Raw genomic sequence first — 18,628 nt, 5'->3', positions numbered from 1 at the left:
TTGATGACGTCAACGATCTCGCCGGCGCAGTTGCATCGCGGGCCCGCCCGCCCGACCATGCGGCCGCAGCGAAGGAGCAAGCCGGTGACATCCCAGGTCCGCGTGGTCTGCGCGCATGACTGCCCCGACATGTGCTCGCTGATCGCGACCGTCGAGAACGGCCGCGTGATCCGCGTGCAGGGCGACCCGAACCAGCCCTATACCGACGGCTATGCCTGCGCGAAGGTGAACCGCGACGCCGAGCTCGTGCATTCGCCGGAGCGGATCGCGACGCCGCTGCACCGGACCGGGCCGAAGGGCTCCGGCGATTTTGCGCCGATCACCTGGGACGAGGCGCTGGACGAGATCACGGCGCGCTGGAAGACGATCATCGCGCAGGACGGGCCGCTCGCGCTGCTGGGCTACGCCTACTCCGCCCACCAGGGCCAGGTGAACCGGCATATCGTCAACGGCCTGTTCCACGCGCTGGGCACGAGCCGGCTGCAGGCCGGCACGGTCTGCGACACCTGCTGCGAAACCGCGTGGGACCTGACGCTCGGGCCCGTCGGCGGCACGGACCCCGAGGCCGTGGTGCATTCCGACCTGGTCATCGCCTGGGGCTGCGACCTGATGGCGGTGAACATCCATTTCTGGACGCTGCTGGAGAAGGTCAGGAAGACCGGCGTGAAGCTGGTGGTGATCGACCCTCGCCGCAGCCAGACCGCGGCGCGCGCCGACTGGCACCTGCCGATCCGCATCGGCACGGATGCGGCGCTGGCCATCGGCATCGCGCACATCCTGGCGCGCGACGGCAGGCTGGACCGCGCCTATATCGCCGCGAACACGCTCGGCTTCGACCGTTGGGAATCCGAGGTGCTGCCGAACTTCCCGCCCGCGCGCGTGGCGGAGATTACGGGGCTGTCCGTGGAGGACGTCGAGCGCCTCGCCGCGCTGTATGGCGCGGCGAAGACCAGTCTCATTCGCATTGGCGAGGGCATGACGCGGCTCGCGCGCGGCGGCCAGGCACTGCGTGCGGTGGCGACGCTGCCCGCGCTTACCGGCGCCTATGGGCGGGAGGGCGGCGGCGCGCTGCTGCTCGCGGCGGCGTCCATGGAGTTCGACTTTTCGATGGTCCGCAAGCCCTCGGGGCCGGCGGCGACGCGCATGGTGAATCACCTCGCGCTCGGCGCGGCGCTGGAGGAGATGCGCGACCCGCCGCTGCGCGGTCTCTTCATCGCGGCGAACAACCCCGCGGTGACCAACCCCGACGTGAAGCGCCTGCGCCGCGCGCTGTCGCGCGAGGATCTCTTCACCGTCGTGCACGATCCCTTCCTGACCGCGACCGCCCGCCATGCCGACATCGTGCTGCCCGCCGCGACCTACCTGGAGACGGAGGATTTCTACCGCGCCTATGGCTGCTACTGGACGCAGTATGCGCCGGCCGCCGTCGTGCCACAGGGCCAAGCCTGGTCGAATCTGCGACTGGCGCAGGAACTCGCGCGGCGCATGGGGCTGACCGATCCTGTCTTCTCGATGGCGCCGCGCGACATGGTGCCGCATTTCTTCAAGGGCGGCGTGGGCCTGATCGCGGAGATCGATCCCGCTGATGTCCTCGATGGCCCGGTGAAGGTCACGCCGCCGGCGGCGCAGGAGTTCCGCACGCCGTCTGGGAAGCTCGAGATCTTCTCGGCGGCGCTCGAGGCCCAGGGCCTGCCGCCCATGCCGGTCTGGCAGCCCGACGCGACGGAGACACGCGATGCCGCGCGCTGGCCGCTCCGCCTGCTGACCGCGCCCGGCTATTTCCAGGCGCACACCGCCTTCTCCGGCGTCGAGTTCCTGCGCAAGCGCGAGGGCGCGCCGGCCTGCATCCTCCACCCCGAGGACGCCGCACGACGCGGCCTTCACGACGGCCAGACGGTGAAGCTGTTCAACGACCGGGGCAGCGTCGGCCTGGTGCTGCGCATCAGCGACGAGATCCAGCCGGGCGTCGTGCTGGTCCCGGGCCAGCGTCCCGACGGGGAGACCGTCGAGGGCACCGTCAACATGCTCTGCGACGACCGCTACACCGACATGGGCGAGGGCGCCTGCTACCAGTCCACCTTCCTCGACGTGCAGGCTTGGTCATGAGCGACCTCGCCACGCTGACCGCCACCGAACAGGCTGCGCTGGTCCGCACGCGCCGCGCCTCGCCGGTCGAGGTCACGCGCGCCGTGCTGGACCGCATCGCCGCCTGGGAGCCTCGGCTGAACGCCTTTGTCGCGCTCGACGCCGACCGGGCCATGGCCGCGGCGCGGCGCGCGGAGGAAGCGGTGATGGCAGGCAGTCCGCTCGGCCCGCTGCACGGCGTGCCGGTCAGCGTGAAGGACATCATGGCGGTGGAAGGCCTGCCGACCAGGCGGGGATCGAAGCTGTCCGATCCCTCGCCGACGAAGCACGACGCGCCGCTGGTCGCGCGGCTGAAGGGCGCCGGCGCGATCGTGGTGGGCAAGACGACCCTGACCGAGCAGGGCTGGACCGCGGTCAGCAGCAGCCCGCTGACCGGCCACACGCACAACCCGTGGCAGCACGGCATGACGGCGGGTGGTTCGTCCTCCGGCGCGGCGGCGCTGGCCGGCGCGGGCTGCGGCGCGCTGCATGTCGGCACCGACGGCGCGGGATCGATCCGCCTGCCCGCGCATTTCTGCGGCGTTGTCGGTCACAAGCCGACCTTTGGCCTGGTGCCCTATGTCCCGACACCGAACAACGGCGCGCTGTCGCATGCCGGACCGATCGCGCGCAGCGTCGCCGACGCCGCGCTGATGCTGGAGGTCATCGCCGGCCTGCATCCCGCCGACCACGTCACGCTGCCCGGCGGCTTCCGCCGCGACTGGGTCGGCGCCCCCGACCTGCGCGGGCTTCGCATCGCCTACAGCCCCGACCTCGGCCATGCGCGCGTGGACCCCGGAATCGCCGAGGCCGTGCGCGCCGCCGTGCCCGCCTTCCAGGAAGCGGGCGCGATCGTCGAGCAGGTGACGCCGCCCTGGGGCCCGAAGGGGCCGGCGATCGAGCGCCCGATCTGGGGCTGCGCCATGCTGCCCTATATCGAATCAGATACCGGCCGCCGCGCCTTGCAGGACGAAGGGCTGTCCGCCTGCATCGCGGAATTCGAGGGCATGAGCTTCCTCGACGCGCATGCCGCGCAGAGCAGACGCTTCGCCTACGCCGCGGAGGTGAACACCTGGTTCGCGCAAGGGTGGGACCTGCTGGTGACGCCCGCAGCCTCCGTCGCGGCCTTCCCGGTCGGGCGGCAGCAGCCGGAGCACTGGCCCCGGCATGACTGGGACTGGCTGGCCTGGGCCGAGTTCTCCTACCCCTTCGACCTCTCGCATGGCGCGGCGTGCAGCGTTCCCTGCGGGCGGACCATGGACGGGCTGCCGATCGGGCTGCAGATCGCGGGCGCGCGCTGCGCCGACGCGCTCGTGCTGCGCGCGGCCGAGTCCTTCCTCCAGGCCCGGCCCTTCGCGCCGGCTTTCGCGGCCTGACGATTCAGGACTAGGCTTCCCCTGTCCAGGAACAGGGGAGGCCGCGGCCATGCAACCGCGTTCGCTTGGAATGGCTCTGCTCGGCGCCGCCGCGGCGCTCGGGCTTTCGGGCACGGCGTCGGCTCAAATGGAACTGCCGCCCGGCCCGGGTCGCGACATCGTCGCGAACAGCTGCAATTCCTGCCACGAGGTCGAGCGCATCCGCGCGGGCTACACGCCCGAGGGCTGGCGCACCGTCATGACGATGATGCACAATTTCGGCGTGCGGATCGCGCCGGACGACCTGCCTGTCGTCACCGCCTATCTCGCGCAGCATTTTCCGGAACGACCGCGCCCGCCGGCCGCGATCATCAGCGGGCCTGTCCAGGCCACGATCCGCACCTGGCCCGTGTCGACGCCGGGATCGCGCCCGCATGACCCTATGGCGGCGCGCGACGGATCGGTCTGGTGGACGGGGCAGCTCGCGAACACGCTGGGGCGGCTCGATCCCGCGACGGGGCAGGCGCGCGAATATCCGCTCAATCCCTACACCGGCCCGCATGGCCTGGTGGAGGACCGCGACGGCAATGTCTGGTTCACCGGCAACTTCGCCGCGCTGATCGGCCGGCTTGACCCGCGCACGGGCGAAGTCACGGAATACCGCATCGACAACCCCGAGGTGCCGGATCCGCACACGCTGCTGATCGCACGCGACGGCATCGTCTGGTTCACCGCGCAGCGCGGCAACACGCTGGGGCGGCTCGATCCCGCGACGGGGCAGATGCGCCTCGTCACCTCGCCGACGGCGAATTCGCGGCCCTACGGCATGGCGCTGGATTCGAAGGGCGAGATCTGGTTCGTCGAGTTCGGCGTGAACAGGATCGCGACCATCGACCGGCAGACCATGGCCATCCGCGAGTTCATGCTGCCCGATGCCGGCGCGCGGCCGCGGCGGCTCGCGATCGGGCCGGACGACATGATCTGGTACACCGACCACGCGCGCGGTTTCCTCGGCCGGCTCGATCCCCGCACGGGCGAGGTGAAGGAATGGCAGTCGCCGTCCGGCCCGCGATCGCAGCCCTATGGCATCGTCTTCACGCAGGGCGCGGTCTGGTACAGCGAATCCGCGGCGGCGCCGAACACGATGGTGCGCTTCGACCCCGCGACGGAGCGCTTCCAGACCTGGGCGATCCCGGGCGGCGGCGACATCGTGCGCAACATGGACGTCGCGCCGAATGGCAATCCCGTGATGGCGCACAGCCTGGCGAACTGGGTCGGCATGGTGGACATCCGCGGCCCGCAATAGCGTCCGCTCGGCATCCGATCCGCGCCGGCGGGGCCCCGCGACAGATATTGCGGCCGACGCCCGAAGCCGGCAGGCTGCGTCCCTAGGCCAATGGCGCCCGCGAAGGACGCGCCGGCAAGGCCGAGGGAGGTCAGTCATGGAAGGCAGGCGGGATTTCATCCGTCAGGCTGCGATCGTCACCGGCGGCGCCTTCGCGCTGGCGGCGCATGAAGCGGACGCGCAAGGGCTCGCGCAGTCCGGCCTGGTCGGGCGGCTGGAGGGCGCGACGATCGCCGACCTGCCGCGCCCGGCGCAGCTCAAGGAAGCGCCGCAGCTGACGGAACTCGTGCGCGCCGGCCGGCTGCCGCCGGTGGAGCAGCGCGTGCCGGAGGAGCCGATGGTGCTGCAGCCCGTGCGCGCCATCGGTCGCTACGGCGGCACTTGGCGCCGCGGCTTCACCGGCCCGGGCGATGTCGAGAACGGCAACCGCATCAACGCATCCGACAAGCTGCTGTTCTGGGACGCCGAGGGCACGCGCATCGTCCCGAGCGCCGCCAAGGGCGTGACGATGAGCGAGGACGGCAAGGTCTTCACCATCCAGCTCCGCCGCGGGATGAAGTGGTCGGACGGAGCGCCCTTCACTGCCGACGACTTCGTCTTCTGGTTCGAGGACCTCTACGGCAACCGCAACATCGTCCCGACCCCCATCGCGGACATGTCGGTCAACGGCAAGCCTGGCCGCGTTGTGAAGGTGGACGCGACGACGGTGCAGTTCGTCTTCGACGAACCATACTTCCTGTTCATGGAGATGCTTGCCGGCGACACGCTGATCGGCGGCGGGCAATCCGTTCGGCAGAGCAACGGCTCCACCTTCGGCGCCTATGCGCCGGCGCATTACCTCCGTCAGTTCCTGCCGAAATACTCGTCCGAAGCGCAGCTGAACGAACGCGCGCGCCGCGAGGGCTTCGAGAACTGGGTCCGCATGATCCATGTGAAGAAGGACTGGTCGCTGAACCCCGAGCTGCCGACCATCGGGCCGTGGCGCACCGTGCGCCCGATCAACACGCCGATCTGGGTGCTGGAGCGCAACCCCTTCTACTGGGCCGTGGACGTGCAGGGGAACCAGCTGCCCTACATGGACCAGGTCGTGCTGACGCTGGCCGAGGATCTGGAGGTGCTGAACCTGCGCGCCATGTCCGGCCAGTACGAGGTGCAGGAACGCCACATCGACATCGGCAAGCTGCCCGTCCTGCTGGAGAACCGGCAGCGCGGCAACTACGCCGTGCATCTCGACCTCGCCTTCAACGGCTCCGACACGACGCTGCAGATCAACCAGAGCTACCGCGCCGACCCCGAGGTCGCGAAGTGGCTGACCAATGTCGACTTCCGCCGCGCGCTGTCGCTCGGCATCGACCGCGGCCAGTTGAACGAGACCTTCTGGCTCGGCCTCGGCACGCCGGGATCGACGGTGCCGGCGGAAAGCTCGCCGCAGAACCCGGGCGCGGAATGGCGGAACCGCTGGTCCACGCATGATCCCGCGCAGGCCAACCGCCTGCTGGACGGCATCGGGCTGACCCGCAAGGACCGCGAGGGTTTCCGGCTGCGCACCGATAACGGCCAGCGCCTGGTGATCCAGATCCAGGCCGTGCGCGCCTTCCTGCCCTGGCCGCAGCAATGCGAGATGATCGCGCAGCAATGGCGCCGCATCGGCATCTTCGCCGATGTCCGGGAGTTCGAGCGCAACCTGGCCATGGCGCGCGTGAGCAACAACGAGCACCACATCATGGTCTGGACCAATGGCGGGACGGAGCTGCTCTACCTCTTCCCCCGCCACGCCATTCCGGTCGATCCGACCGAGGCCTTCATGGGGCCGGAATTCGCCACCTGGTACGCCTCGGGCGGGACGCAGGGGCGTGAGCCGACGGACCCCAACATGAAGCGCATCTTCGACCTGTTCCGCAGCGCGGCGAGCCAGAAGGAGCCGGAGCGCAACCGCATCGCGCAGGAGATCTGGAAGATCTTGGTGGACCAGCAATACGGAATCGGCACCGTCGGCCAGAGCCCGGCCTTTATGGGCATCCGCGTCGTGTCCAACCGGATCGAGAACACGCCGTCGCGCGCCTGCATCGCGCAGCACTGCAGGACGCCCGGCGGTTCCCACCCAGAGACCTGGTTCTTCAAGTCGTAGCGCGGAAACGCCGGGGCGATGCTGACCTTCCTGCTGCAACGCCTCGGCTTCGCTGCGCTGACGCTCTGCGTCATCTCGGTGCTGGCCTTCGTCATCATCCAGCTGCCGCCCGGCGACTTCGTGGACACCTACATCGCCAACCTCTCGGCCAGTGGCAGCTCCGTCTCGCAGGCCGAGGCCGAGGCGCTGCGCCGGCTCTACGGCCTCGACCAGCCGATCTGGGTGCAGTACTTCAAGTGGATCAGCCGCGTGCTCGTCGGCGATTTCGGCGAGAGCATGGAATGGCGCCGGCCGGTCAGCGAGGTGATCGGCGACCGGCTGTGGATGACGGTGCTGATCAGCTTCTTCGCGCTGATCCTGACCTGGGGCATCGCGCTGCCGATTGGCGTGATCTCCGCGGTGCGGCAGTATTCGGTGGCCGACTACGTCTTCACCTTCGTCAGCTTCATCGGCCTGGCGATCCCGAACTTCCTGCTGGCGCTGGTCATCATGTATGTCGCCTTCCGCTATTTCGGCGTGAACGCGGGCGGGCTGTTCAGCCAGGAATTCGAACTCGCGCCCTGGTCCTGGGCGAAGGTCTGGGATCTGGTGAAGCACCTGCCGCTGCCAGGCCTGATCCTGGCGCTGGCCGGCACGGCGCAGCTGGTGCGCATCATGCGCGCCAATCTGCTGGACGAGCTTCGCAAGCCCTATGTCGTGACGGCGCGCGCGAAGGGCCTGCCGGAGCGGCGGGTGATCGTGAAGTACCCTGTGCGCGCCGCGCTCAATCCGTTTGCTTCCACCATCGCCTATCTCTTCCCCTATCTCGTCTCCGGCAGCGTCATCGTCTCGATCGTGCTGAGCCTGCCGACGGTCGGGCCGCTCCTGGTGAAGGCGCTGATCGCGCAGGACATGTTCCTGGCCGGTACCATCATCCTGCTGCTCGGCGCGTTGACGGTGGTGGGCACCTTCATCTCCGACCTCGTGCTGATGTGGATCGACCCCCGCATCCGGCACCAGATGGAGTGACATGAGCGCAACCGCGGTCGAAACTGGTGCGAAGGCCGAGCGGGACTACGCTTCCGCGGGCCAGGCGCGGCTGATCTGGTGGCGCTTCCGCAAGCACAGGCTCGCGGTCGCCAGCGGGATCGTGGTGATCCTGTTCTACCTCATCGCGGCCTTCGCCGATCTCCTTGCCTATGCCGACCCGCACGCCTCCGACGCCCGGCGGGGTTACGTGCCGCCGCAGATGATCCGGCTCTTCACGCCGGACGGCGAGTTCAGGCCGCATGTCCAGGGGCTGCGCGGCGTCCGCAACATGCAGACCTTCCGGCTGGAATACCGCCCCGACCCCGACCGCATCGTAGAGGTGCAGTTCTTCGCCCGCGGCTATGACTACGACCTGTTCGGCCTGATCCCGACGAACATCCACCTGCTGGGCCTGAAGGACCCCGGGCCGGCCGACGGGATCTTCCTGCTCGGCACCGACGTGCAGGGGCGCGATCTGTGGTCGCGGCTGATGGTGGCGACGCGCGTGTCGCTGACCATCGGCCTGGTGGGCGTCACGATCAGCCTGTTCCTTGGCGTGCTGCTCGGCGGGATTTCCGCGATCCAGGGCGGCTGGGTGGACCTCGTGATCCAGCGTGTGATCGAGATCATCCGGTCATTGCCGACCATCCCGCTCTGGATGGGGCTGGTCGCGGCGCTGCCGACGAACTGGTCGGTCACGCAGATCTACTTCGCCATCACCGTGCTGATCGCGTTCCTCGCCTGGACGGACCTGGCGCGCGTCGTGCGCGGCAAGTTCCTCTCGCTCAAGACCGATGATTTCGTGCTGGCGGCCGAGCTCGCCGGCGCGAGCCAGATGCGGATCATCTTCAAGCACATGCTGCCGAGCTTCGCGTCGCATGTCATCGCGGCGACGACGCTCGCGCTGCCCGCGATGATCATCAGCGAGACATCGCTGTCCTTCCTTGGATTGGGATTGCGGCCGCCTGCGATCAGCTGGGGGATCCTGCTGCAGGACGCCCAGAACATCCAGACGCTCGCCCTCGCCCCCTGGCTGCTGGCCGCCGCGGTTCCGGTGATCCTGGTGATCCTGGCCTTCAACTTCCTGGGCGACGGGCTGCGCGATGCGGCCGATCCCTATGGCAGCTGAGCCGATCCTGTCGGTGCGCGGCCTGCGCACGCATTTCGCCACGCGCGACGGCGTGGTGCGCGCGGTGGACGGCGTGTCCTTCGACGTGACGGCGGGCCGCACGCTCGGCATCGTGGGCGAGAGCGGCTGCGGCAAGTCCGTGATGACGCGCAGCATCCTGCGCATCGTGGATCCGCCCGGGCGCATCGTGGAGGGATCAATCACGCTGCGCTTCCGCGATGGCCGTGCGCCGGTGGAGCTGACCGCGCTGCGCGATGACGGGCCGGAGATCCGCGCCATCCGCGGCAAGGAGATCGCGCTGATCTTCCAGGAGCCGATGGCGAGCTTCAGCCAGTACTACACCGTCGGCGACCAGATCATCGAGGCGATCCGCCTGCATTCCGACCTCGATGCGAAGCAGGCCCGTGCGCGCGCCATCGCGATGCTGCGCCAGGTCGGCATCCCGAGCGCGGAACGCCGCGTGGACGAATACCCCTTCCAGCTCTCCGGCGGGCTGCGCCAGCGCGTGATGATCGCGATGGCGCTGGCCTGCGGCCCGCGCATCCTGATCGCGGACGAGCCGACGACCGCGCTCGACGTCACGACCCAGGCGCAGGTGCTCGACCTCCTGCGCGAACTCCGCGACCGCGAGGGGCTGTCCATCATCATCATCACGCACGACATGGGCGTGATCGCTGAGATGGCCGACGACGTCGTGGTGATGTATCTCGGCCGCGCGGTGGAGACCGGGCCGGTTGACGCGATCTTCCACGACCCGAAGCATCCGTATACCCAGGCGCTTCTGCGCTCGATCCCGTCCGTGGACGCCACGCCGCGATCGCGGCTCGCGACCATGCCGGGGGCGATCCCGCATCCGCTGAACCGGCCGCCAGGTTGTCCCTTCCACCCGCGCTGCGATCGTGCGAAGCCCGGGCTCTGCGACCGCGACATGCCGGAAGCCGTCAGCCTCGGCGAGGGCCGCGAGGTCGCCTGCGTGCTCTACGGCGGTGCGGCATGAGCGCGACCGTGCTGGAGGTCCAGGACCTCGCGAAGTATTTCCCGATCCGCAAGGGGTTTCTGCGCCGCCAGGTCGGCGCGGTGCGCGCGGTGGACGGCGTGTCCTTCGCGATCAGCCGGGGCGAGACGCTCGCCCTCGTCGGCGAATCCGGCTGCGGCAAGACGACGGTCTCGCGCTGCATCCTGCGCGCCATGGCGCCGAGCGCGGGCGCTATCCGCTTCACGGTGGATGGCCGCACGCATGACCTCGCGGCGCTGCCGCGGCGCGCGATCCGGCCGCTGCGGCGGCACATGCAGATGGTCTTCCAGGACCCTTATGCCTCGCTGAACCCGCGTATGGTCGTCGCCGACCTGATCGGGGAGCCGCTGCTGCTGAACGGCTGGAACGACCGCGAGGCGCGGCGCCGGCGGATCGCGGAACTGCTCGATCTCGTGCAGCTGCCCGTGTCCTATATGGACCGCTACCCCCACGCCTTCTCCGGCGGGCAGCGCCAGCGCATCGGCATCGCGCGCGCTCTCGCGCTCAACCCCAGCCTGATCGTAGCGGATGAGCCAGTCAGCGCGCTCGACGTCTCGGTGCAGGCGCAGATCGTGAACCTGATCCTCGACCTGCAGGACCGCCTCAAGCTGTCGCTGCTCTTCGTGGCGCACGACCTGAGCGTGGTGAAGCACGTCGCGGACCGTGTGGCCGTGATGTATCTCGGCCGCATCGTGGAGATGGCGGGAACCGCGGCGCTCTATGCGCGGCCGCTGCATCCCTACACGCGCTCGCTGCTGTCCGCGGTGCCGCATCCCGATCCCCGCACGCGGCAGAAGCGCGTGGTGCTGCAGGGATCCGTGCCCGACGCCGCCCACCCGCCGCCGGGCTGCCATTTCCACCCGCGCTGCGCCCATGCGACGGAGCGCTGCCGGACGGAAGCGCCGGCACTGCGGTCAGTCGGCGCCGGCGTCGTCGCGTGCCATCACGCTGAGGAGTTGGCGGGCTGACGCCCCCTCAAACGTGGAAGGATTCGCCGCAGCCGCAGCGGCCCTTCTCGTTGGGGTTGGTGAAGGTGAAGCCGGCGGACATCGCCTTCACCTCGTAGTCCATCACCGTGCCGATCAGGAACAGCGTCGCCTTGCGGTCCACCAGGACGGTCACGCCCTTGTCGGACACGCGCTCGTCGCCCGGCCCAGCCTCGTCCACCCAGGACAGGTCGTAGGACAGGCCGGAGCAGCCTTTCGTCTTGACGGAGATGCGAAGCGTCTTGCCCTGCTCGGCCTTCTCGTAGAGGGCGCGCAGCCGCTCCGCCGCAGCGTCTGACAGCTGCATCAGCGGCGGCAGCGCGCGCTTGGGGCGGGGGGCTTCGGTCGTGGCGCTCATCATCGCTCCCTCGTCAGTACATATTCAGGGCGAGGCGCGCGTCCTCGCTCATGCGGCTCTGGTCCCAGGGCGGATCCCAGACAACCTCGACCGTCACGTCGGTCACGCCGGGCACCGCGCGCACGGCTTCCTCGACCTGCGCCGGCAGTTCCTGCGCGGATGGGCAGGACGGCGTGGTCAGCGTCATCTCGACCTTCACATGGCCGTCGTCGGCGATCTCGATCGCATAGATCAGGCCGAGCTCGTAGATGTCGACGGGGATCTCGGGGTCGAAGACGGTCTTGCAGACCGCGATGACCGCGTCCTCGGAAACCCGCACCGGCGGCTCGGTCGACCCTTCCGGTGTCCAGGCGCCGTGCACGGGTGCCGTTGGCGATTCACTCACTGCTCGCCTCCTTCGCGCCGTCCAGCGCGGCATTCAGCGTGTGCCAGGCCAGCGTCGCGCATTTCACGCGGCTGGGGAACTCGTGGACGCCCGACAGCGGGGTCAGGCGTTCCATGTCGTCGGCGATGTCGCCGCCGCATTCGGGGCAGGTGCCGGTCATCGCGAGCTGGCGGAAATGCTCGCCCATGTCCTTCGCCTGCGCCGGCGTCTTGCCCTTCACGGTCTCGGTCATCAGGGACGCGCTGGCCATGGAGATCGCGCAGCCGCGGCCCTGGAAGGCGGCGTCCTCGATATGGCCGTCCGGCGCGGTCTTGAGGAACAGCTCCATCCGATCGCCGCACATCGGGTTGTCGCCGCGCGAGGTCAACGTGGCGTCGTCCAGCCGCCGGAAGTTCCGGGGCTTGCGGCCGTGGTCCAGGATGACTTCCTGGTAGAGGTCGCGCAGGTCGCCGAACAAGTCCGTCACCGGAAGAACTCCCGGGCTTGCCGCACCGCCTCAGCCAGCAGGTCCACCTCGTCGGGCGTGGTGTAGAGGCCGAAGGAGGCGCGGCAGGTGCTGTCCACGCCGAAGCGCGCATGCAGCGGCTCCGCGCAGTGGCGGCCCGACCGCACGGCGATGCCCGCGCGGTCCAGCAGCGTCGCCACGTCATGGGCATGCGCGGTGTCGATGGCGAAGGCGAAGACGCCGCCGCGGTCCTGCGCGCGGCCGAGCAGCGTCACGCCCTCGATATGCGGCAGGCGGGCCATGGCGCGGTCCACCAGCGCGCGCTCATGCGCCTCGATCGCGTTCATGCCGACGGCGGTGACGTAGTCGATCGCGGCGTGCAGGCCGACGGCTTCCACGATTGGAGGCGTGCCGGCCTCGAACTTCGCGGGGATCGGCGCCCAGACGGATCGTTCGAACGTGACCTCTGCGATCATGTCGCCGCCGCCGAGGAAGGGCGGCATCGCCTCCAGCAGCGCGGCCTTGGCGTAGAGAACGCCGATCCCCGTCGGGCCGTACAGCTTGTGTCCCGTGAAGACGTAGAAATCGGCCTCCAGCGCCTGCACGTCGACGCGGCGATGCACCGCGGCCTGGCTGCCGTCGAACAGCACCTTGGCACCGGCGTCATGCGCCATAACAGCGATGCGCTCGGCCGGCGTCACCGTGCCCAGTACGTTCGACATATGCGCGACCGCGACCAGCCCGACCTTGCCGTCGGCGAGCTTGTGCGCGAGGTCGTCCATGTCGAGCTCGCCCGCGTCGGTGATGCGGGCGACGCGCAACTCGATTCCATGGGCATCCCGCAGCATCTGCCAGGGCACGATGTTGGCGTGATGCTCGAGCTCGCTGATCACCACGGCCTGGCCAGGCGTCAGCACGCCGCGGCCATAGCTGTGCGCGACGAGGTTGATCGCCTCGGTCGAGGACTTCGTGAAGACGATCTCGCGTTCCGAGCCGGCATTGATGAAGCGCGCGACGGCGCCGCGCGCGGCCTCATACGCTTCCGTCGCGGCCTCGCTCATGAAGTAGGCGCCGCGATGGACGTTGGCGTAGCGCGTCTCCATCGTCCGCACCATCGCCTGGATCACCTGCCGAGGCTTCTGCGCCGAGGCGCCGCTGTCGAGGAAGGTGAAGGGCTTGCCGCGGATCGTCTCCGACAGGATCGGGAAGTCCGCGCGGATCGCCGCGACATCCAGGCCGGGCGTGACGTGCGTGTCCATCACGCCACCTCGATCCCGCCGGCGATGCCCTGGCGCTGCCACCAGCCCGCGACGGCGCGGCTCAGCGCCTCGCGCACGGGCTCCTCGGCCACGGCCTCGATCGCCTCGGTCAGGAAGGCCTCGACCAGGATCGCCTTCGCCTGCGCCTCGGGGATGCCGCGGCTGCGCAGGAAGAACAGGTGGTCGGCATCCAGCTCGCCCACCGTCGCGCCGTGGCTGCACTTCACGTCGTCGGCGTAGATCTCGAGCTGCGGCTTGCTGTCCATTTCGGCCTCGGCGCTCAGCAACAGCGCCTGGTTCATCTGGTAGCCGTCGGTCTTCTGCGCGGCCTGGTGGACGAGGATCTTGCCCTGGAAAACCCCGCGCGAGCGGCCGGCCAGCACCGTCTTGTAGGTCTGGCGGCTGCTGCAGTCCGGCGCTGCGTGATCGAGCGAGGTCGTGGTGTCCGCATGCTGCCCGTCGCCGACGAGCTGCACGCCGTTCATGTGGGCCTGCGCCTTCGCGCCGTTCAGCGCGACATGGATCTCGTTGCGTGCGAGCTTGGCGCCGGCGTTCAGCGTGAAGTTGTCGTACGTGCCCTCCGCCGCGACGCGGGCGTAGACCGTGGAAAGGAAGACGCCGTCATGGCCTTCCTGCTGCAGGCGGCCATGCGACAGGCGCGCACCCTGGGCCACCTCGATCTCGAAGACGGGATTATGCAGGTAGCGCGCGCCGGCCGGACCACTCGCGGAGTCGATCAGCGTCAGCGTCGCGCCGACGCCGAGCCGCACCAGGTGGCGCGGGTGGTAGGCGGGCGCGCGCTCGCTTTCCGTCGCGATCTGGATCATCTCCAGCACGCCGCCCGACACGCCGGCGGGAACGTCCACCACCAGCCCATCCTCGAACAGCATCCCGTTCAGCGCGGCCATGGGCTGCTGCTCCACGGTCGCGATCGCGCCGATGCGGCCCTCGAGGCCAGGCAGGGCCTGGGCCAGGCTCTCCACGGCGAAGGGCAGGCCATCCAGCGACGACAGGTCGGCCCGGAAGCGCCCATCCACGAAGACGGCGCGCGGGTTGGCGGTGGCGGGCAGGGCCAGCGCATCATCGACGCCCGTCAGCGGCTCGCCGAAGCTCGCACCGGCCACGCTCGCAAGGTCCGTGTACTTCCACGCCTCGATCCGCCGCGTCGGGAAGCCCTGCGCGCGGAAGGCCGCGGCGGCGCGGTCGCGCAGCGCTTCCACCCAGGCGACGCGTGCGCCGGGCAGGCGGCTGCGCAGCCCCTCGTAGCGGCCGAGGAACGCGGCCGCGCCTGTTGCACCGACAGCCGTCATGCCGCGGCCTGGACGCCGGCGTAGCCCGACGCCTCCAACTCCTGCGCGAGCTCCGGCCCGCCGGACTTGATGATCCGCCCGGCCGAGAGGACGTGCACGCGGTCCGGCACGATGTGGTTCAGCAGGCGCTGGTAATGCGTGATGACGAGCGAGGAGAAATCCGGCCCTCGCAGGCTGTTCACGGTGTCCGCCACCAACTTCAGCGCATCGATATCGAGCCCGCTGTCCGTCTCGTCCAGCACCGCGAAGCGCGGCGAGAGGAGGGCCATCTGCAACATCTCGTTGCGCTTCTTCTCGCCGCCGGAGAAGCCGACATTCACCGGACGCTTCAGCATGTCGTCCGGCATGTTCAGCACCTTCATCCGCGCACGCGCGAGCTTGAGGAACTGCATCGCGTCGATCTCGGCCTCGCCCTTGGCGCGGCGGATCGCGTTCAGCGCTGTGCGCAGGAAGTTGGCGTTGCCCACGCCCGGCAGCTCGACGGGCGCCTGGAAGGCGAGGAACATGCCGGCCACCGCGCGCTCCTCCGGCTCCATTGCCAGCAGGTCCTGGCCATCGAAGGTCACGGCGCCTTCCGTCACCTCATAGCCCTCGCGACCAGACAGAACATAGGCGAGCGTGGACTTGCCCGAGCCGTTCGGCCCCATCACCGCGTGCACCTCGCCCGAGGGGATCTCGAGCGTCAGCCCATTCAGGATCTGCTTGCCGTCGACAGTGGCGTGCAGGTTCTCGATCTTCAGCATCTTAACCAACGGATCCCTCAAGGCTGATCGCCAGCAGCTTCTGCGCTTCCACCGCGAACTCCATCGGAAGCTCCTTCAGGACCTCCCGCGCGAAGCCGTTGACGATCATGCCGACGGCCTCCTCCTCGTTCAGGCCGCGCTGGCGGCAGTAGAAGAGCTGATCTTCCGCGATGCGGCTGGTGGTGGCCTCGTGCTCCACCTTCGCCGACATGCAGCGGTTCTCGATATAGGGCACGGTGTGCGCGCCGCACTTGTCGCCGATGAGCAGGCTGTCGCACTGCGTGAAGTTGCGCGCGCCATGCGCCTTCGGGCTGATCTTCACCAGGCCCCGATAGGTGTTCTGCCCCTTGCCCGCGCTGATGCCCTTGCTGACGATCGTGCTGCGCGTGTTCCGGCCGATATGGAACATCTTGGTCCCGGTATCGGCCTGCTGGCGGTTGTTGGTGATCGCGACGCTGTAGAACTCGCCCACGCTGTCGTCGCCCTGCAGAATGCAGGACGGGTACTTCCAGGTGATCGCGCTCCCCGTCTCGACCTGCGTCCAGCTGATCTTCGACCGCGCGCCGCGGCAGGCGCCGCGCTTGGTGACGAAGTTGTAGATGCCGCCGCGCCCCTCGGCGTCGCCGGGGTACCAGTTCTGCACGGTGCTGTACTTGATCGTCGCATCGTCCAGCGCAACGAGCTCGACGACCGCGGCATGCAGCTGGTTCTCGTCGCGCATCGGCGCCGTGCAGCCCTCGAGGTAGCTGACCTGGCTGCGCTCATCGGCGATGATCAGCGTGCGCTCGAACTGGCCGGTGCTCTTGGCATTGATGCGGAAATAGGTGCTGAGCTCCATCGGGCAGCGCACGCCCTTCGGGATGTAGACGAAGCTGCCATCGGTGAAGACAGCGCTGTTCAGCGCCGCGAAGAAATTGTCGCCCTGCGGCACGACGGAGCCGAGATACTGCCGCACCAGCTCGGGGTGTTCCTGCACCGCCTCGCTGATCGAGCAGAAGATGATGCCTTCCCTGCCCAGCCGCTCCTTGTAGGAGGTCGCGACGGAGACGCTGTCGAACACCGCGTCCACCGCGATCGGCATGCGGCCGCTGTCGGACGGGCTGTCGCCCGCGCCCTCGACGCCGGCCAGGATCGCCTGCTCCTTTAGCGGGATGCCGAGCTTGGCGTAGGTCTTCAGCAGCTCGGGATCGACCTCGTCCAGCGACTTCGGCCCGGCCTTCTTCACCGGCGCGGCATAGTAGTAGCTGTCCTGGTAGTCGATCGGCGGATACTTCACCGCGGCCCAGCGCGGCTCCTCCATCTTCTTCCACATCGCAAAGGCCTTCAGCCGCCATTCCAGCAGCCAGGCCGGCTCGTTCTTCTTCGCGCTGATGAAGCGGACGATGTCCTCGTTCAGCCCCTTGGGGGCGAACTCCATCTCGATATCCGTCTCGAACCCGTACTTGTAGCCGGAGTCGGTGACGGACTGGACGGTCTCGAGCGTCTCGGTGACGGCTGGCATGTCGTTCCTATTCGGCGGCGACGACGGGAATGGGGTCGAAGGCGGTTTTCGGGGTCGCGATCCGCGCCACGGTGATCCCCGACAGGGCCCGGCGGATCGCGTCGTTCACGGGGTCCCAGCGGCCGCGGACGGGGCAGAGATGCTCGGCGTCGCAGAGCCCCATGCCGCCATCCACGCAGGCCGTCAGCGCGATCGGGCCGTCGATGGCCACGATCACCTCCGACAGCGGCAGTTCTGCCAGCGGGCGCATCAGCCGGTAGCCGCCTCGCGCCCCGCGCTGGCCCTCCACCAGGCCAGCCTGGGACAGCATCTTCAGCACCTTGGCGACGGTGGGCTCGCCGAGGCCGGTGCCGGCGGCAAGGCCCGGCGCGGTCTGCACCCCGCCCTCGGCCTCGAGCTGGCTGAGCACCACCACAGCGTAGTCGGTCAGCTTGGAGACCCGCAGCACCGCGGAACCCTCCCCGGGTTCGAAACCGGACCTCATTGGTCCGGATTGGCAGATGCGCCCGGGGGGGCTTTTCGTCAAGGCGCGGATGTCGCTTCTTGCCGCCTCGTCATGCCGCCGGCAAGGTGCAGGACCGGAACAGTACGGGAGAGAACATGCCGACCATCCGCACCGACGACGGTGTCACCCTCTATTACGAGGAAGCTGGGTCCGGCATCCCCATGGTCTTCGTGCACGAATACGCCGGCGACCACCGGAGCTGGGAGGCGCAGATGCGCTTCTTCGCCCGCCGATACCGCTGCATCACCTTCTCGGCCCGCGGCTACCCGCCGTCGGAGGTCCCGGCCGACCCCGAGAAGTACAGCCAGGACCGCGCGACCGACGACATCGCCTCGATCATCACGGGGCTGAACCTCGGCCAGGCGCATGTCGTGGGGCTGTCCATGGGCGGCTTCGCGGCGTTGCATATGGGGCTGAGGCATGCCGGGCTCTGCCGCAGCCTGGTCGCGGCCGGCGTCGGCTATGGCGCCGCACCCGGCAAGACGGCGCAGTTCCAGGCCGAGACCGACGCCGCCATCGCCCGCATCCACAGCGAGACCATGGCCGTCTTCGGCCAGACCTATGCCCGCGGCCCGACGCGCCTGGTCTTCGAGGAGAAGGACCCCCGCGGCTACGCCGAGTTCAAGGCGCAGCTCTGCGAGCATTCGACGGAGGGCTCCGCGCTGACCATGAACGGCGTGCAGCGGCGCCGGCCGAACCTCTTCGACCTCAGGGAGGGGTTCTCGAAGATGACGGTGCCGACGCTGATCGTCGCCGGGGACGAGGACGACCCGACGCTGGAGGCGAGCCTCTACCTCAAGCGCACCATCATGAGCAGCGCGCTGCTGGTCATGCCGAAATGCGGGCACACCATGAACCTCGAAGACCCCGACGCCTTCAACCGCGCCGTGCTGGACTTCGTGACCCAGGTGGATGGCGGGTCCTGGCGCAACCGCATCCCCGCCAGCCTGGCTGGCGGGATCATCGCGGCCAGCGATCCCTGAGCTGGATCTTGGCCCAGCGATTCACGGCCTGGGCGTGCCCACATCCCGT

Annotated in this window: 17 protein-coding genes; 9 read left to right on the top strand and 8 right to left on the bottom strand. The window is 69.1% G+C overall.

Annotation, left to right across the window (positions count from 1 at the left end; genetic code table 11):
- Window positions 1-84: 84 nt before the first annotated feature.
- The 8 genes from ACLF3M_RS01010 (at window position 85) to ACLF3M_RS00975 (ending at window position 11,072) form a co-directional block, all read left to right on the top strand.
- Window positions 85-2,106: a molybdopterin-containing oxidoreductase family protein gene (locus ACLF3M_RS01010; protein ID WP_430654970.1), complete on the top strand. Its 2,022-nt coding sequence runs from the start codon at window positions 85-87 to the stop codon at window positions 2,104-2,106.
- Window positions 2,103-3,500 carry an amidase family protein gene (locus ACLF3M_RS01005; protein WP_430654969.1) on the top strand — a complete coding sequence of 466 codons (1,398 nt, stop codon included), beginning with the start codon at window positions 2,103-2,105 and terminating at the stop codon, window positions 3,498-3,500. The genes ACLF3M_RS01010 and ACLF3M_RS01005 overlap by 4 nt, the downstream gene beginning before the upstream one ends.
- Window positions 3,501-3,549: 49 nt before the next feature.
- Window positions 3,550-4,785, top strand: a complete 1,236-nt coding sequence (locus tag ACLF3M_RS01000; protein WP_430654968.1) for a virginiamycin B lyase family protein — start codon at window positions 3,550-3,552, stop codon at window positions 4,783-4,785.
- A 136-nt stretch (window positions 4,786-4,921) separates the two neighbouring features.
- Window positions 4,922-6,952: an ABC transporter substrate-binding protein gene (locus ACLF3M_RS00995; RefSeq protein WP_430654967.1), complete on the top strand. Its 2,031-nt coding sequence runs from the start codon at window positions 4,922-4,924 to the stop codon at window positions 6,950-6,952.
- Window positions 6,953-6,970: 18 nt separating this feature from the next.
- Window positions 6,971-7,960 carry an ABC transporter permease gene (locus tag ACLF3M_RS00990; protein ID WP_430654966.1) on the top strand — a complete coding sequence of 330 codons (990 nt, stop codon included), beginning with the start codon at window positions 6,971-6,973 and terminating at the stop codon, window positions 7,958-7,960.
- A gap of 1 nt (window position 7,961) precedes the next feature.
- Window positions 7,962-9,089: an ABC transporter permease gene (locus ACLF3M_RS00985; RefSeq protein WP_430654965.1), complete on the top strand. Its 1,128-nt coding sequence runs from the start codon at window positions 7,962-7,964 to the stop codon at window positions 9,087-9,089.
- The gene (locus ACLF3M_RS00980; protein WP_430654964.1) at window positions 9,079-10,086 is read left to right on the top strand and encodes an ABC transporter ATP-binding protein; all 1,008 of its coding nucleotides are present in this window, start codon (window positions 9,079-9,081) and stop codon (window positions 10,084-10,086) included. The genes ACLF3M_RS00985 and ACLF3M_RS00980 overlap by 11 nt, the downstream gene beginning before the upstream one ends.
- On the top strand, window positions 10,083-11,072 hold the full coding sequence (locus ACLF3M_RS00975; protein ID WP_430654963.1) for an ABC transporter ATP-binding protein: 990 nt from the start codon (window positions 10,083-10,085) through the stop codon (window positions 11,070-11,072). Before ACLF3M_RS00980 ends, ACLF3M_RS00975 begins: the two co-directional genes overlap by 4 nt.
- Before the next feature lie 7 nt (window positions 11,073-11,079).
- Here the strand turns inward: ACLF3M_RS00975 and ACLF3M_RS00970 are convergent, their stop codons facing one another.
- The 8 genes from ACLF3M_RS00970 to ACLF3M_RS00935 are packed head-to-tail and all read right to left on the bottom strand — an operon-like array spanning window position 11,080 to window position 17,539.
- Complete coding sequence (locus ACLF3M_RS00970; RefSeq protein ID WP_430654962.1) at window positions 11,080-11,448, bottom strand: HesB/IscA family protein; 369 nt, start codon at window positions 11,446-11,448, stop codon at window positions 11,080-11,082.
- A 13-nt stretch (window positions 11,449-11,461) separates the two neighbouring features.
- Window positions 11,462-11,866: an SUF system Fe-S cluster assembly protein gene (locus ACLF3M_RS00965; protein WP_430654961.1), complete on the bottom strand. Its 405-nt coding sequence runs from the start codon at window positions 11,864-11,866 to the stop codon at window positions 11,462-11,464.
- Window positions 11,826-12,299, bottom strand: a complete 474-nt coding sequence (sufU, locus tag ACLF3M_RS00960; protein WP_430654960.1) for a Fe-S cluster assembly sulfur transfer protein SufU — start codon at window positions 12,297-12,299, stop codon at window positions 11,826-11,828. Before sufU ends, ACLF3M_RS00965 begins: the two co-directional genes overlap by 41 nt.
- Window positions 12,296-13,537 (bottom strand): aminotransferase class V-fold PLP-dependent enzyme, encoded by a 1,242-nt coding sequence (locus ACLF3M_RS00955; RefSeq protein ID WP_430654959.1) that lies wholly within the window; start codon window positions 13,535-13,537, stop codon window positions 12,296-12,298. The genes sufU and ACLF3M_RS00955 overlap by 4 nt, the downstream gene beginning before the upstream one ends.
- Entirely contained in the window at window positions 13,537-14,847 is a 1,311-nt protein-coding gene (sufD, locus tag ACLF3M_RS00950) for a Fe-S cluster assembly protein SufD (RefSeq protein WP_430654958.1), read from the bottom strand. Before sufD ends, ACLF3M_RS00955 begins: the two co-directional genes overlap by 1 nt.
- Window positions 14,844-15,590 (bottom strand): Fe-S cluster assembly ATPase SufC, encoded by a 747-nt coding sequence (sufC, locus tag ACLF3M_RS00945; protein ID WP_430654957.1) that lies wholly within the window; start codon window positions 15,588-15,590, stop codon window positions 14,844-14,846. Before sufC ends, sufD begins: the two co-directional genes overlap by 4 nt.
- A 1-nt stretch (window position 15,591) precedes the next feature.
- Entirely contained in the window at window positions 15,592-17,091 is a 1,500-nt protein-coding gene (gene sufB / locus ACLF3M_RS00940; protein ID WP_430654956.1) for a Fe-S cluster assembly protein SufB, read from the bottom strand.
- A 7-nt stretch (window positions 17,092-17,098) separates the two neighbouring features.
- On the bottom strand, window positions 17,099-17,539 hold the full coding sequence (locus ACLF3M_RS00935) for an SUF system Fe-S cluster assembly regulator (RefSeq protein ID WP_430654955.1): 441 nt from the start codon (window positions 17,537-17,539) through the stop codon (window positions 17,099-17,101).
- Between the two features lie 152 nt (window positions 17,540-17,691).
- Here ACLF3M_RS00935 and ACLF3M_RS00930 point away from each other — a divergent pair, with 152 nt between their 5' ends.
- Entirely contained in the window at window positions 17,692-18,579 is an 888-nt protein-coding gene (locus tag ACLF3M_RS00930; RefSeq protein ID WP_430654954.1) for an alpha/beta fold hydrolase, read from the top strand.
- Window positions 18,580-18,628 lie beyond the last annotated feature (49 nt).

It is taken from the genome of Falsiroseomonas sp. HW251, from assembly GCF_050563545.1.
In the GTDB taxonomy this organism is placed as follows: Bacteria; Pseudomonadota; Alphaproteobacteria; order Acetobacterales; family Acetobacteraceae; genus Falsiroseomonas.
This window is presented reverse-complemented; position numbering and strand designations above follow the sequence as displayed.